Source organism: Hoeflea sp. TYP-13, assembly GCF_040932035.1.
In the GTDB taxonomy this organism is placed as follows: domain Bacteria; phylum Pseudomonadota; class Alphaproteobacteria; order Rhizobiales; family Rhizobiaceae; genus Hoeflea_A.
Map to the genome: position 1 here is coordinate 348,813 of NZ_JBFRBB010000001.1, position 15,386 is coordinate 364,198.

General features: G+C 57.6%; 14 protein-coding genes. 10 read left to right on the forward strand and 4 right to left on the reverse strand.

What is annotated here, in order from left to right:
- The first annotated feature begins 53 nt into the window (after positions 1–53).
- Both ABVT35_RS01630 and dld read left to right on the forward strand, forming a co-directional pair.
- Positions 54–2,120: a TRAP transporter large permease subunit gene (locus ABVT35_RS01630; RefSeq protein ID WP_368464456.1), complete on the forward strand. Its 2,067-nt coding sequence runs from the start codon at positions 54–56 to the stop codon at positions 2,118–2,120.
- A gap of 10 nt (positions 2,121–2,130) precedes the next feature.
- The gene (gene dld, locus ABVT35_RS01635; protein WP_368464458.1) at positions 2,131–3,849 is read left to right on the forward strand and encodes a D-lactate dehydrogenase; all 1,719 of its coding nucleotides are present in this window, start codon (positions 2,131–2,133) and stop codon (positions 3,847–3,849) included.
- Between the two features lie 6 nt (positions 3,850–3,855).
- Here dld and ABVT35_RS01640 read toward each other — a convergent pair whose 3' ends face one another.
- On the reverse strand, positions 3,856–4,320 hold the full coding sequence (locus tag ABVT35_RS01640; protein ID WP_368464459.1) for a DUF302 domain-containing protein: 465 nt from the start codon (positions 4,318–4,320) through the stop codon (positions 3,856–3,858).
- Positions 4,321–4,534: 214 nt separating this feature from the next.
- Here ABVT35_RS01640 and ABVT35_RS01645 point away from each other — a divergent pair, with 214 nt between their 5' ends.
- Both ABVT35_RS01645 and ABVT35_RS01650 read left to right on the forward strand, forming a co-directional pair.
- Positions 4,535–4,930: an SRPBCC domain-containing protein gene (locus tag ABVT35_RS01645; protein ID WP_368464460.1), complete on the forward strand. Its 396-nt coding sequence runs from the start codon at positions 4,535–4,537 to the stop codon at positions 4,928–4,930.
- Between the two features lie 70 nt (positions 4,931–5,000).
- Positions 5,001–5,633, forward strand: a complete 633-nt coding sequence (locus ABVT35_RS01650; RefSeq protein WP_368464462.1) for a LysE family translocator — start codon at positions 5,001–5,003, stop codon at positions 5,631–5,633.
- Between the two features lie 37 nt (positions 5,634–5,670).
- On the opposite strand, the gene ABVT35_RS01655 is transcribed toward ABVT35_RS01650, so the two are convergent.
- Both ABVT35_RS01655 and ABVT35_RS01660 read right to left on the reverse strand, forming a co-directional pair.
- Entirely contained in the window at positions 5,671–7,083 is a 1,413-nt protein-coding gene (locus ABVT35_RS01655) for an MATE family efflux transporter (RefSeq protein ID WP_368464464.1), read from the reverse strand.
- Positions 7,084–7,250: 167 nt separating this feature from the next.
- Positions 7,251–9,062 carry a monovalent cation:proton antiporter-2 (CPA2) family protein gene (locus tag ABVT35_RS01660; protein ID WP_368464465.1) on the reverse strand — a complete coding sequence of 604 codons (1,812 nt, stop codon included), beginning with the start codon at positions 9,060–9,062 and terminating at the stop codon, positions 7,251–7,253.
- Between the two features lie 106 nt (positions 9,063–9,168).
- Between ABVT35_RS01660 and ABVT35_RS01665 the strand changes: the two genes are divergently transcribed.
- From ABVT35_RS01665 to lpxK, 6 genes are all read left to right on the forward strand, one after another.
- Positions 9,169–10,515: a TldD/PmbA family protein gene (locus tag ABVT35_RS01665; protein WP_368464467.1), complete on the forward strand. Its 1,347-nt coding sequence runs from the start codon at positions 9,169–9,171 to the stop codon at positions 10,513–10,515.
- Positions 10,502–11,293, forward strand: a complete 792-nt coding sequence (locus ABVT35_RS01670; protein ID WP_368464469.1) for a 3'(2'),5'-bisphosphate nucleotidase CysQ — start codon at positions 10,502–10,504, stop codon at positions 11,291–11,293. Before ABVT35_RS01665 ends, ABVT35_RS01670 begins: the two co-directional genes overlap by 14 nt.
- A 121-nt stretch (positions 11,294–11,414) precedes the next feature.
- Positions 11,415–11,660 carry a DUF4170 domain-containing protein gene (locus tag ABVT35_RS01675; protein WP_368464471.1) on the forward strand — a complete coding sequence of 82 codons (246 nt, stop codon included), beginning with the start codon at positions 11,415–11,417 and terminating at the stop codon, positions 11,658–11,660.
- Positions 11,661–11,753: 93 nt separating this feature from the next.
- Positions 11,754–12,473, forward strand: coding sequence for a lysophospholipid acyltransferase family protein (locus ABVT35_RS01680; protein ID WP_368464473.1), 720 nt, complete (start codon positions 11,754–11,756; stop codon positions 12,471–12,473).
- Entirely contained in the window at positions 12,470–13,795 is a 1,326-nt protein-coding gene (gene waaA, locus ABVT35_RS01685) for a lipid IV(A) 3-deoxy-D-manno-octulosonic acid transferase (protein ID WP_368464475.1), read from the forward strand. Before ABVT35_RS01680 ends, waaA begins: the two co-directional genes overlap by 4 nt.
- Positions 13,789–14,826 (forward strand): tetraacyldisaccharide 4'-kinase, encoded by a 1,038-nt coding sequence (lpxK, locus tag ABVT35_RS01690; protein WP_368464477.1) that lies wholly within the window; start codon positions 13,789–13,791, stop codon positions 14,824–14,826. Before waaA ends, lpxK begins: the two co-directional genes overlap by 7 nt.
- A 313-nt stretch (positions 14,827–15,139) precedes the next feature.
- Here the strand turns inward: lpxK and ABVT35_RS01695 are convergent, their stop codons facing one another.
- Entirely contained in the window at positions 15,140–15,367 is a 228-nt protein-coding gene (locus tag ABVT35_RS01695; protein ID WP_368464478.1) for a DUF2093 domain-containing protein, read from the reverse strand.
- Positions 15,368–15,386: the final 19 nt, after the last annotated feature.

Here is a 15,386-nt window from a genome sequence, read left to right on the forward strand (position 1 = left end):
CCGCGTCCGCGCAATTTCTGACTGATGTTTTCAAAACATGAGGGAGGAAGCCCGTGTCCGAAGTAAAACCTGTCGACCAGGATCCGATTGCCACATTCGAGGCTCTGGTTGAGCATCCCGATGCAGACCGCTACCGCCCGGCCGTTGCAATTGACACCTTCGTGAAGGCTGTCGGACATGTGGTGATGTGGGCCAACATAGCGTTGATCGCCGCAATAACCTCACAGGTGGCATTGCGCTATTTCCTGAACCAGAATTACCCGAAGCTGGACGAAATCCAGTGGCATATTTACGGCCTCGTCACCATGATCGGCGTCTCCTATGCCCTGGCGACCGACAGCCATGTGCGGGTTGACCTGCTGCATCTGCAATTGAGCAGGCCATCCCAGCGGATCATCGAAATTGTCGGTATATTGCTGCTGATGTGTCCCTTCCTTTACCTGATGATCGATCAGGGATTTGACTATTTCTATGAAAGCTACCGTGTTGGCGAACGCTCGGACAGCCCCACCGGTCTTCCGGCCCGCTGGGCGCTGAAGGCCGTCATACCAATCAGCTTCGTATTGCTGGCGCTCGCCGCCCTTGCGCGGTTGATCCACGATTTCCACGCCCTTCTGACCGAGACCGACGGCGAAGGCGCCGGGCGCGGACTGGGCCTCGTTGCCTGGTCGCTCTTCGGTTTCATCCTCATTGCAATTGCTTTGTCCTTTCTGGTCGAAACAACCGAGGAAAAGCTTGTTGTCGCAATGTTCATCAGCTTTATCGCCCTGTTGTTTACCGGGTTTCCCGTGGCCTGGACGTTGGCAGGCATCGGTGTCCTGTTCTGCGGTGTGGCCTATCTGTTCGACAACGACCTGATGGCCTGGACGAGGCTTGAATCCACATTTACCGGCCTTGATTATCTGACCCTTGGCGCCGTGGTGAACCGCATCTACGCGACCATGTCGAACGCGGTCCTGGTGGCGCTGCCGATGTTCATTTTCATGGGATTGATGCTTGACGAAAGCGGCGTTGCCCAAAGGCTGATGTCATCCATGCAGCGCCTGTTCGGCACCGTCCGCGGCGGGCTGGCAATAACGGTCACGCTCATAGGTATCATTCTGGCAGCATCGACCGGAATCATCGGCGCATCAGTCGTGCTCCTCGGCGTTTTGTCCCTTCCTTCAATGGTCGAGCAGAAATACGCGCCATCCCTGGCCGCGGGTGTTGTCTCGGCATCGGGCACGCTTGGCATATTGATCCCGCCATCGATCATGCTCGTCATCATGGCCGATCAGATGGCGCTGTCGGTTGGCGATCTCTTCATGGCGGCCGTCTTTCCCGGCGTCATTATCGGATTGCTGTACCTGGTCTACATTTTCATACGCGCCTATCTCAATCCGGATGTCGCGCCCGTTCCGGAGGGTGCCAGGGCGCCGGACTGGTCGGCGGTAAAGGACGTGCTCATTGCGGTGCTGCCGACACTCGGCCTCATCATCGCTGTGCTCGGTTCCATTTTTGCAGGCATCACAACGCCCACCGAGGCCTCGGGCATCGGCGCCCTCGGTGCGACCCTCCTGGCGCTGGCCTATGGAAAACTCAACTTCAAAAAGCTGAAAAATGTTCTGATCTCGACGTTCAATACGACGGCCTACATATTCGCCATCTTTCTGGGCGCCACGATCTTCTCCTATGTCCTGCGTGAACTGGGCGGGGACGAACTCATAGAGAGCATGATCGCGTCCACCGGTTTCGGCGCGACCGCAACAATCATCTTCATCCTGTTCATCGTTTTCCTGCTCGGATTTGTACTGGACTGGATTGAGATCACCCTGATTGTGCTGCCATTAATGCGTCCAATCGTGAACGGCCTGGGTCTTGATATTCCCGGATTTGGCGAAATCGACGAGCCGGCCCTTCTCTGGTTCGTGATTCTCGTGGCCGTCACTCTGCAGACATCCTTCTTGACGCCGCCGGTGGGTTTCGCGCTTTTCTATCTCAAGGGTGTGTGCCCGCCTGAAATCCGGCTCAACCATATTTACAGGGGCATTGTGCCCTTTGTGCTGCTGCAGCTCACGGGACTGGCGGTCGTGTTTTTGTGGCCGCAGCTTGCCACATGGCTTCCCTCGGTTGCGTATTGAAGGCGCTGCAATGACCAACGCGCAATTGATCCGGGACCTGCGTGCCGTTGTCGGCTATCGCGGTGTTCTGACCGGACGCCGGCGGACGGAGCGTTTCAGAACAGGGTTCCGTTCGGGGCAGGGGGAGGCTGTTGCCGTTGTCCTGCCCCGCAAACTGCTCGAACTCTGGCAGGTTCTCAAGGTCTGCGTCGCGGCGGACAAGATCATCATCATACAGGCGGCCAACACCGGTTTGACGGAAGGGTCCACGCCAAACGGCCGCTATGACCGCGACGTCGTGCTGATCAATACCAGGGCGATGGACCGTGCAATTTTGCTCGACGCCGGCAAACAGGTTGTCAGCTTTCCCGGTACGACACTTTTTGCACTCGAAAAACTGCTGAAACCGCTGAACAGGCAGCCGCATTCGGTCATCGGTTCTTCCTGCATCGGCGCCTCGGTGATCGGTGGCGTATGCAACAATTCAGGCGGTTCTCTCGTTGAGCGCGGCCCGTCCTATACGGAGCTCTCACTTTATGCGCGGGTTGCTCCGGACGGTCAGTTGGAGCTTGTCAATCATCTGGGAATTGCGCTCGGCAACAGCCCTGAAGAAATACTGGCAAAGCTGGAAGGGGGCGCCTTTTCATCCGGCGACGTCGAGACCTCCAACAAAAAGGGTTCGGACACCGATTACGGGCGAAGGGTTCGCGATGTGGACGCTTCGACGCCGGCCCGTTTCAATGCTGACAAACGACGCCTTTACGAGGCCAGTGGATGTGCAGGTAAACTCGCCGTCTTTGCCGTCAGACTGGACACCTATCCGATAAATGACCGGGAAAAGGTGTTTTACATAGGCACCAATGACCCCGATGAACTGACCGGGATCCGCCGCCACATCCTTTCCCGTTTTCAAACTCTCCCGGTTTCCGCCGAATATATGCACCGCGATATTTTCGACATTGCCCGCGATTACGGCAAGGACACGGTTCTGATGATCAACCATCTGGGAACCGATCACCTGCCCAAATTCTTCGCCCTGAAGGGGGCGTTTGATGCTTGGTTCAACAAAGTTCCGTTCATGCCTCAGAACTTTGTTGATCGCACGATGCAATGGCTGAGCCGGTGCTGGCCGAATATCCTGCCGGCAAGGATGCTGGATTACCGGGACAGGTTTGAACACCATCTGATTCTGAAAATGCGCGATGACGGCATTGAAGAGGCAGCACTGTTTTTAAGAGACCATTTTGCCGGCAAAAGCGGCGAATTCTTCGAGTGCACCGACAGGCAGGCGAAACTGGCCGAATTACACCGTTTTGCCGCGGCCGGTGCGGCGGTTCGCTTCCAGGCGGTGCATAGCGCTGAGGTGGAGGAAATCCTTGCGCTGGATATCGCTCTGAGGCGTAACGAGCGCGACTGGTTCGAGAAACTCCCGCCTGAAATAGACGAGCAAATCGTCCACAAGCTCTATTACGGCCATTTCATGTGTCATGTCCTGCATCAGGACTATATCGTCAAAAAGGGCGTGAACGCCAAAGCTCTGAAAGAGAAGATGCTGGCCTTGCTTGACCGGCGTGGCGCCGAATATCCGGCAGAACACAATGTCGGGCACCTGTATAAGGCAAATTCAGATCTCGCTGATTTCTACGAACGGTTGGATCCGACCAACACATTCAATCCCGGAATCGGGCATACAGCGCGCCATCGGCGCCGTTGCGGACATACGCCCGGCACGCTCACACCGGTAACATGAGCGCTATTACTGCCCGGCGGCTTTTGCCGTGAGCTTGTCCAGCGCGCCATTTATCAAAACGATGCTCGGATGATCTGCCGGCAAGCCGTGCTGAGCGGCCATTGCAGCGGGGGAACGATAGATCAGCGCTGTGCCGTCCGCCGTTTCAACCACGACCACGCGGATGGGCAGATCCAATCCTGCCGATTGGGCATCGCGAATAACCGGTGTGCCAAGCCGCGGATTGCCGAAAATCAGAAGCTCGTTGTCCGGGATATCCATTCCCACGCTTGCTCCGCCCTTGGCATGGTCTACGCGCGCAAAAACCTTTGCGCCTGCAGCTTCAACGGCCTGGACAAGCCGGTCCATCGTATCTGAAACGGAGTGCGGGCTTTGAACCTGGACAAGGTCATCCGCAGCGAAAGCTTGAACAGCCGGCATCAGCGCAAATGCAACGCCGGCCACGCCGAGACCGAGGGATTTGAGGTTCATATCCTGCCTCCTGAGTTTCGCGAACAATAGTTCCGGTGGCACCATCTCGGCCTTAGATTGTGGCGGAACTCCGAATACAGCCGAAAAAATTCAGATTCGCGGATCCGGATTCGCTGTTGATAAGCGCTTCGCAAGGCTCCCGGAAGTCCGGCCTCCATGGTTGTTGAAACCGGAATTCTGGAGCATTTTGCTGGCATCGGAAGGTCAGTTGATCATGAAAATCGAAAAAAGCTATCGGGTGCCATTTTCAGTCCACCGTGTTTACTCGGCATGGATATCCTCGAAGACCGTAATCGCACCAGCGACCCGTATGGATGTCAATCCGGTCGTCGGCGGACATTATCGGCTGTTCATGGAAGCTCCGGAATTTACTGCCCAAAATGAGGGGAAGTTTCTGGAAGTGGACCCGCAATCACACCTTAAATACACATGGGAATGGAACGCGGACGGCAATGTCACCGAGATTTCCGTGGATTTCGAGGCAGCTGATGACGGAACGGAAGTTCGAATTGTCCATTCCGGGTTTACCGATGAGGAAAGCCGCGCAATGCACGCCACGGGCTGGGACAGCTATATTGACGGGCTGACTCAATTCCTGAAAAACCGCTGATTTGGTGTTTCTATTGTTGGCGCCACGCTGTTGTAGGCGCGTTCTGGTGAAATGATCGCGGGAGAGCGCCGTGCTGAATAGTGCGCTGTTTTTTGGGTTTTTGGTTGCGGCCTTCGCTGTGCTCGTTGTTCCGGGACCTGGCGTGTTGTACGTCGTTGCGCGCAGTTTGAACCAGGGGATCATGGCCGGATTCGTGTCCGCGCTTGGTCTGTCGGTTGGGGTACTTGTTCACGTGGCGGCAGCGGTGGCCGGTCTTTCGGCTATCGTGCTGACTTCCGCCACGGCTTTTTTGATCGTCAAATTTCTTGGAGCCGGTTACCTGGTTTATCTCGGAATTCAGACCTTGCGTTCCGGCCGGGCGAGCATTCAATCCGACACCGTTACCCGTCTCCCGTTGTCGCGCCTCTTCACGGACGGCGTTATGGTCAGCGTCCTCAATCCGAAGATAGCCGTATTTTTTCTGGCATTCCTGCCTCAGTTTGTGGATCCGGCTCTGGGCTCGGTATCACGGCAGATAGTCCTTTTGGGACTGATTTATGCCGGATTGGCTTTGTGTACCGACAGCACCTATGGCGTTCTGGCTGGAAGTCTCAAACGCATGTTTCACGGAGATTTTCTGCAAGGTCCCCTCCCGCGGTACATCAGCGGCAGCCTGCTGGTCGGATTGGGCTTGAAGGCGGCTCTTACCAGTCAGCAGCAATAGAGCATCCACGGCCGTTGTCGCAGCCCATGATTTGCATTCAGGTCGCGCCCTTGCTCGATGTGAAGGGTGAGTTGGCCGCCGGTGGAATCTGGATTCCGGGCTCTTCCGGTGGTTTTGTCGACGGCCTGTCTGAGATTCGTTTGATGATCCTAAGACAGGTGATGGCGGCCGCGACGCCAAAGAAGATCGCGCCCAGCCCATATCCCCCGAGCGCCCCGACGGCACCGAAATATTTCGAGCCGACCCACACAAAGGGAATAACGCCGAGCGTCGAGCGGCCCCAGTTGTAGACCGTCGAGATGATCGGATAGCCGAGATTATTGAAAGCGGCGTTGGCGACGAAGAGCATGCCGTTGAAAAGGAACGTAACGCTGACGAATTGGCAGAAAAAGACGACAAGCTCGCGGGCTTCGCCGTCAACGCCGAAAAGGGAGGCAATGAAATCGGCTCCAAGCGCGAGAAGCGCCCACATCGTCAGCGTGTAGACAATGATCACGATGAACGCATTTCGCATGGTGCTGTAGAGGCGGTCGAACCGTAGCGCGCCGTAATTTTGCCCGAGGATCGGACCAACCGCTCCGGACAAGGCAAAAAGCGCGCCGAAAGCGACGGGAATCAGCCGGCCGATGACGGCCCATCCCGCCACGGCGGAATCGCCGTAGCTGGCGATTTCGATCGTGACATAGGCATTGCCGACCGGTGTCGCCAACTGCGTCATGATCGCCGGCAGACCGACATAAAGATAGGGACCAATCGTGCTTCCAAGCACGTTCAATGACGGCAGGGCCAGCATCCTGTGAACCCTGTGCAGCCCGTAAAAGCCGACCACAATGAGAGCAAATCGCGAAATGACCGTCGAAATGGCGGCCCCGTGAATGCCGAGCCCCAGCCCGAAAATGAATATAGGATCGAGTATGGCCGTTGCAGCACCTGCCGCAAGCGTCACATACATGGCGCGTTTTGCGTCGCCCACTGCACGCAGCAGCCCCGCCATGGACATGCCGATGCCGATCAGCGGCAGCGACGGGAATACGATCTGCATGAATTCGACTGTCAACTGCGCGGTGCGGCCCTGCGCACCCATGAACCGCACCATGGCGTCGAGATAGGGAAAGCAGACAGCCGCTGCGACCGCCATGATCGCGGTGGTATAGATGACCGACGCAGCGGCAAGCTGGCGCGCCCTGTCCCGCTCGCCGGCGCCGATGGCTCTGGAGGTGATGGCGGTGGCCGCAATGGACAGCCCGATGCTGACGGAGGTCGAAAAGAAGATCAGAGTGCCGGCATAGCCGATTGCGGCTGCCAGCTCCTGCTGGCCGAGAAGCGAGATATAAAAGAGATTGAGCGCATCGACGAGGAAAATGGCGACGAGACCGATCGATCCCGTTGCCGCCATGACGATGACATGGCGCATGGTCGAACCGGTGACGAATTTTGCCGGTTCACTCATGCGCAAAAACCGGCCACTTGGGCGCTATGAATGCATGAAAAAGGCTGCGGCACGATTATGCGCGGCTCCTGCCGGTTGTGTGATTTCCCGAACGGCGCAGATTCGCCGTGTCCCCGAAATGCCGAATCTATCGGATCGCGACGGAACAGGCAAAAGGCGCGGTGCTTTTATTTTACCGGCTGTTCTGTCTCATCCAGATCGAGACGCTCGGCTTCCTTGGTCGGCTTGATCAGCGGCTCCGGGGACACCGGCTTGGTGTGCAGCATGTGCCCGCCCGACTGAATGCCCTCAACCGACTGGATGCGCAGCCTTTCTTCATCGCGTTTGCGGGTCTCGTCGATGATTGCATCGACACGTTCATCGTCCAGTCCCAGCGCTTCAAGCGTCTTGCGACTGAAGATGAAGCTGGATTCCAGTGTCTCGCGCAGCTCGTATTCCACCTCCCGTTCGCGCAGCGACAAAGTGTGCGCGCGGTCGTAGGCGCGCGCGAAGATGCGTGCTCCGGGAAACTCCGCCTGCACGAGATCGACGATCTTGTCGGTGGTGGCCTTCTCATGTGTGCAAACGGCGACCAGCTTGGCCTTTTCTATGCCGGCGGAGGCCAGCACGTCACGCCGGGTTCCGTCTCCAAAATAGATCTTGAAGCCGAACTTCGTCGCGCTGCGAATGCGTTCGGCGGAATGGTCGATGATGGTGACCTCGGAACCACCCGCCAGCAGCGTCTGTGAAACGATCTGTCCGAACCGGGAAAATCCGATCATGAGCACATCGGAGCCTGCGCCTTCGAAATTCTCCACCATATCGTCATCGGTTTCATCGCGCCGCAATTTGTTGGCGATTGCCGAGGCGAACGGGGTTAAAGCCATGGAGACGGTAACAATGGCAATGAGGATCGAAGCGATGGATGCCGGGAAAATGCCGGCCGCTGCTGCCGTGGTGAAGATGACGAAACCGAACTCTCCGCTTTGCGGCAACAGTCCCGCAATGCGGATTGCCTGATTGTGTGGAGAGCCGAAAATACGGCAGAGCCCGTAGATAATGAGGCTTTTGACCAGCATGAGTACCGGAACCGCGATGATGATGACGGCGTAATTCTCGACGATGACGTCCAGTTCGAGCGACAGCCCGACGGCCATGAAGAACAGGGCCAGCAGTATCCCGCGGAAGGGTTCGATATCGGCCTCGAGTTCGTGCCGGTAGGAGGATTCAGCCAAAAGAACCCCGGCCAGGAACGAGCCCATGGCCATGGACATACCGGCGAACTGCATCAGCACGGCGGCACCGATCACCACCAAAAGCGCGGCCGCAATCATCGCTTCGCGCGCGCCGGTGCTGGCAATCAGCTGGAACAGGGGATTAAGCAGATATCGCCCCGCTGCAATCAGAAAAGCAATGGCCGCGAGCGCAATGGCAAAATCCTGCAGCGGTGTGGCCTGCGTTTCCGGGTGAACCGGCGTCAGCAATGGAACAAGCGCCAGGATCGGAACGATGGCGAGGTCCTGGAAGAGCAGTATGGAAAATGCCCGCTGTCCGTAGGCCGTACTTCGTTCGCCGCGCTCTTCAAGTATCTGTAGCGCAAATGCGGTTGAAGAAAGCGCCAGTCCGAAGCCGATAATGGCGGCTGCGGACAGCGCATGGCTCGACCAGGCTGTCGCCGTGACGATGCCGAGGAGGACGAGGCCAGTGACGAGGACCTGTGCCAGACCGAGGCCGAATATCTCCTTACGCATCGACCATAATCGCGACGGTTTGAGTTCCAGCCCGATCAGGAACAGCAGCAGCACCACCCCAAGTTCGGCAAATTGAAGGATCCGCTCGCCGCCGCTGACGAGCCTGGAAATCGGGCCGATGATGACACCGGCGGCAAGATATCCAAGCACCGTGCCGAGGCCGATTCGTTTGGCCAGAGGGGCTGCGATGACGGCCCCGCCAAGAAGAACCAGCGCGTGGCTGTAGTAAGATAAGCCTTCAGCGGCCATGGGTTGCGTCCCTCAAGAACACTATTCGACAGCAAAACATTCGGTTATTAGCCTTGATGACGTTCCAGCGCCACAATAAATGGAGCGTAAAGGAAAGGCCAAGTTTATGTTTCAGGCGGATAAGACGGAAGAACTTGTCGACAAAGCGACACAACTGGTCGAGCAGGCGGTCAAGTCGGGCGCCGACCGGTGTGATGCGGTCGTTGTGCGCGGGCGCTCGTCGTCCGTCAGCGTTCGGCTCGGCAAGGTCGAATCGACCGAAGCATCAGAGAGCGACAGTTTCTCGCTGCGTGTTTTTGTCGGCAACCGTGTCGCCAGCGTTTCCGCAAATGCCGGGATCGATGCCGTGGAACTCGCCGATCGCGCCGTTGCCATGGCCCGAGTCTCGCCGGAAGATCCGTTTGCGACGCTTGCCGACCCCGAAAACCTGGCCAAAAGCTATGACGATCTCGATCTTTACGATCCGACTGAGATTGGCAGCAAGGAACTGACCGATGCGGCACTCGCAATGGAAGAGGCCGCACTCGCAGTAAAGGGTGTGACGAATTCGGGTGGCGCCGGCGCATCGGCGGGTCTGGGCGGTCTGGTTCTGGTCACGTCGGACGGATTTGCCGGTTCCTATATAGGTACGCGTTTTGGCCGTTCGGTCAGCGTTGTTGCCGGCGAAGGAACGGCGATGGAACGCGACTACGAGTTTGATTCGCGCCTCTACTATGCTGACCTCGACGATGTCGCGGAAATCGGCCGGTCTGCCGGTACACGCGCCGTAAAGCGCCTCAATCCCAGCAAGGCCGAAACGGGTTCCGGATTGACGATTGTTCTCGACCCTCGCGTCGCACGCGGCTTTGTCAGCCATCTGGCGGGCGCCATCAATGGAGCGGCCGTCGCGCGCAAAACCAGCTTTCTGCGCGATATGATGGGCAAGCAGGTCACAAAATCAGGAATACGCGTCACGGACGATCCTCAGATTATTCGCGGTCCGGCTTCGAAACCGTTCGACGGCGAGGGCGTGCGCGGCAGTCGGCTCGACATGGTTGAGGATGGCATATTGCAAAACTGGTTCCTGTCGACGGGCACTGCCCGCGAGTTGGGATTGAAGACCAATGGACGAGGCGTGCGCGGCGGCTCCAATGTCAATCCGAGTTCAACCAATCTGGCGCTTGAGCCGGGAGACAAATCGCCTGCTGACCTGATCGCCGACATTGCATCAGGGTTTTATGTGACCGAGGTTATCGGCCATGGTGTCAACATGATTACCGGCGAATATAGCCGCGGCGCATCGGGATTCTGGATAGAAAACGGTGAAACCACACATCCGGTTTCGGAAGTCACCATCGCCTCCAATCTCAAAGACATGTTCATGAATACAACGCCGGCCAACGATATCGACCGCAAATTCGGAACTGCGTCGCCCACCCTGGTCGTAGAAGGAATGACACTTGCCGGAAAATAACATCGAGGCCGGGGATCTGACATTGATCCGTGATGCCGCCCAGGAGGCCGGCCGCATCGCTATGCGCTATTTCCGCAAGGATCCGGATGTCTGGTACAAGGGCGGGCGCTCGCCTGTCAGTGAGGCCGATATTGCGGTCAATCGCTTTCTGCACGCCGAACTGCTTAAGGCGCGGCCGGAATACGGCTGGCTTTCGGAGGAAACGGAGGATGACAAGTCGCGTCTCCAGGGCGACGCGGTTTTTGTCGTTGATCCCATCGACGGAACACGGGCCTTCGTCAAGGGTAAGGACGTGTGGTGCGTCAGTGTTGCGGTGGTACGTGACGGCATAACCGTAGCCGGCGTTCTGTCGTGCCCTGCCTGCGGAGAGTTCTTTGAGGGTTCGGCGGACGGTAATGCTCTGAAGAACGGCAAACCCATAAAGGTTGCCAAAGCCGGAACCGGCGGTCTGATCGCATCGCCGGACATTGTCTTCGACCGTTTGCCGAAAAATCTTGTGCGCGGCATGAAGCGGTCCCCGCACATACCCTCCCTGGCCTACCGCATTGCGATGGTAGCCGATGGCCGCCTTGCAGCCACGTTCATCAAACCCAACTCTCATGACTGGGATCTAGCCGCAGCCGACCTGATTTTACGCAATGCCGGCGGTGCCATTACCGATATTGACGGCTCTCCATTGCGCTACAATAAAAACACGATAAGCCATGGTATTCTGATCGCCGGACCCGACGAATTCCTGCCTGATCTTCAGTTTGCGGCGAGCGGCATTGACCTTTGAGTAAAATTGCAGCAAACCGCCTGCTGAATATGCGTTTGCCCTTTGTCGTATCCCTCCTCGATGCAATTGTTTTCGGCACGGGCTTGCGCGTCACGGCAATGGATGCCCGACGGAGTGAGTGATGGAATCCAACAAAAAACAACTACTGCATCTGGTCTTTGGCGGAGAACTTGATGCGCTGAGCGAGATCAGTTTTCGCAATCTCGACGATCTGGATGTCGTCGGTATTTATCCGGATTACAAATCGGCCTATGCAGCCTGGAAGTCCAAGGCGCAGCAAACCGTCGACAATGCGCATATGCGCTATTTTATTGTGCACCTTCACAAGCTTCTCAATCCCGAAGAAGAAACGAGCACCGAAGATTAGCGGGAATGTAGCGGCGGCTGAGCTGTCAGCCCCTTTGTAATGAGTCAGTATTTGGGTCCTTTAGCATCAGTTTGGAGCTCACGGAGGGTTTCTTTGACACCGGCAGTTCGACGATTTGGAAAGGCGCTGCTTGCCTCAGACAGCTTTCAAAGCGTTGCTGCCGCTGTTGTTCACGGCGCTCTCCGGTTTATCGTCAGAACCAATCGCTTCGTGCGCGATTCCGACGACCTCGTCGCGTGGGTTGACGGAAAACTGCCGGTGATCATCGCACTTTGGCATGGCCAGCAGCTCCTGACGCCGTTTCTTTATCCCGACAACCACAAAGTCGCCGCTCTTGTTTCCAGGAGCAATGATGCGGAGATCAACGCGCGCGTGCTTAAGCGGGCCGGTGTCGAGGTTATTCGCGGATCCGGTGGCCGCGAGCGCGAACAAACTCTGCAAAAGGGCGGTATTCGTGCCCTGAAAGCCATGGCGGGTGCACTTTCGCGCGGCACGAACATCGTCATGATCGCCGATATTTCCAAGGGAACACCGCGACAGGCAGGTGAAGGCATCATCACACTGGCAAAATTGACGGGCCGTCCGATCGTTCCGCTGGCCGTCGCGACGAGCCGCTACCGCATCGTCGAAAAATCATGGGACAAGACAACGATTAATTTACCATTCGGGCGTGCGTGCCTTAAACTTGGAGAGCCTATCTACGTGCCGCGTGACGCATCAGATGCCGATGTGGAAGATTTTCGGCAAAGGGTGACGGATCAATTGAACAGCGTAACCGAAAAAGCCTATCAGGCAGTCAGGAACGACGCATGAGTCTGGGTTGGGCGCGCGTATCTTTAACAGCGTATCGCTGGCTCGGCGCTGCCATATATCCGTTTTTGGGGTCCTATCTTGCTTTCCGGGCGACCAAGGGCAAGGAAGAGCACTCCAGACGCCGCGAGCGGTACGGCTTTGCCAGCGCCGAAAGACCTGACGGACCGGTGGTATGGGCACATGCGGCAAGTGTCGGCGAAACGACCGCTGTCATCCCGCTGATCGAGGAAGTGCTCAAGCGCGGTATCTATGTGGTCCTGACCACGGGTACCGTGACGTCCGCCACGGTTGCCAACGAGCGGCTCGGCGACCGTGTGATCCACCAGTACGTGCCGCTTGATCTCAAGCCTGCCGTCAGCCGTTTTCTGGATTATTGGAAACCGGATCTCGCGCTGATAGCCGAATCCGAGATCTGGCCGATGACCATCCTTGAGCTTGGCGCCCGCCGCATGCCGCAGGTTCTGGTCAATGGGCGGCTTTCCGACCGCTCCTTTGCCAGCTGGCGAAAACGTCCGCACCTTGCCGAAGCGTTGTTTGAAAACCTCTCTCTCGTTGTTGCCCAGTCCGACGAGGATGCCGAGCGGTTCCGTGCACTCGGTGCCCGCCCGGTTGCGGTCTCCGGAAACCTGAAGGTCGACACCGAGCCGCCGCCCTGCGACGAGGCCGAACTGCAACGGCTGAAAAAGCTCATTGGCAATCGTGGCGTTTGGGCCGCCGTCTCTACCCATGCGGGTGAGGAGGCGATTGCCGCCGATGTCCATGAATCGCTCACTCCCCGCCACAAGGCGCTGACCATCATCGTTCCGCGCCATCCCGAACGCGCCGATGACATCGAAGACATGCTGGTTGGCCGCGGTCTGGCGGTAGCAAGACGCTCGCGCGGTGACGCCATCACCCCCGAAACCCAGATCTATCTCGGCGACACGATCGGCGAGATGGGGCTTTATCTCAAACTGGCCGGGATTGCCTTTGTCGGCCGTTCCCTGACATCAGATGGCGGTCAAAATCCCCTGGAGCCGGCAATGCTTGACTGCGCCATTCTTTCCGGCCGCAATGTTCAGAACTTCCGCGACAGCTATCGCAGCCTGCTCAAGAATGGCGGAGCCCGTCTGGTCAATGACGGCGAAACCCTGGCGAAATCGGTGGATTTCCTTCTCAGCAACAAACGTGCGAGTGAAAAGATGCGCAACGCCGCACACAAGACGGTTGACGAGTTAAGCGGTGCGTTGCCGCGAACCGTGCGCGCGCTGGAACCCTATATCAAGCCGCTGACCGTTGAGGCCGAACTGTATCAGGAAGGGGACCGCAAAGTGCGATGGTAAGCGAGGCGCCTCCATTTTGGTGGACGAGATCCGACTGGCGGGCCTGGATGCTGTTCCCGGCATCCTGGATCTACGGTGCGGTCGCTCGCACCCGCATGGAGAACGCAGCGCGTATCGAGGTCGATGCACCGGTCATTTGCATCGGAAATTTCACCGTTGGCGGTGCGGGCAAAACACCAACCGCCCTGGCGTTGGCGACGGCCGCCAAAAAGGCCGGCCACAAACCCGGTTTTCTTTCACGCGGATATCGCGGCAACCTCAGAACCACAACAATAGTCGACAGCGCCCAGCACAATGCCCGCGATGTTGGCGATGAACCACTGCTTCTAGCCGAAAAGGCAATGACAGTCGTCACGCCCGACCGCCTTGAAGGCGCAAAACGCCTGCTCGAGCAAGGTGCTGATTTCATCATCATGGATGACGGTTTCCAGAGCGCTGCGATCTGCTTCGATTTTGCTCTGCTCGTCGTGGACGCCACGCGCGGCATTGGCAACGGCCACGTTATTCCGGGCGGACCGGTCCGTGCACCCATGCTGGATCAGATGCGCAATGCTTCGGCTCTGCTGGTTATCGGTGAGGGGACCGCGGCCGACCGCGTAATCCGTAGCGCCGGGCGCGCGGCCAAACCGGTCTATGCCGGTCGTCTCAGAGTGCTCAAGCCTCGCAGTTTCAAAGGTAAGCGGGTCCTGGCCTTTGCCGCCATCGGCAATCCGGAGAAGTTCTTTGACAGTTTGCGGTCGGCCGGCGCCCACATAGAGGTAGAGCGCGGATATGGAGATCACCACGAATTCACCGAAGATGAAGCCGCCGATCTGCTCGATCTTGCCGCCAAGAACAAGCTCGAGATCATTACCACGAGCAAGGACATGGCGCGGCTCAAGGATGGCCGGGGCCGTATAGCCGAACTTGCGGTGAAATCACGGGTTTTGCAGGTTCAGCTGGATTTTGATCCGGCCGGCCTGGCGCCTGAATTCATTGACAGGACGGTACAGGCCTTCAAAAAACGGCGGCTCGGTTCCGGCGGCAGTTAACCCGGTCTCTCACTAGAGCGTTTCTGGTTTATACGGGATCATTTGACCGAGGTTATTTTGGTTTCTGACAAGGCGGGTTGCGCGCCGTGGTGTTTGCCCACCACAAGCGCAAGACAACACAGTCAGAGGGCAAAATAGCCCGGCCCGTTCAAGTATTGCATATCAATAGCATGGCCCTTTCGAGGGTGGGAAAAATCGGCCCATCGGCGTCGTTGCGCCGCTTGCCCGATGCACCACATCGCGCTGCGCGACGCGCCTAACCGAGTGAGCCGATTTTCCGCCATCAAATGATCCCGTATAAACCAGAAACGCTCTAGTTTTGAGAGGGCAGGACACCGGCACGTTCGTCTGCGGCAACGGACGCATGCACGTCCACATAGGGCTCCTGGCGGGCAACACTCCAGTATTTCAATTCGTCAAGTGGAATGATTTCACCGGTAATCGCGCAGCGCACATGCGATCCGGGTGCAATGACCTGAAAATCGGCGTCCAGATAGCGGATTTTCGCTTCGCCGGAGCCATGTCCTTCAAATCTGTTCATTCTGCTTTCCTGTCGCGGC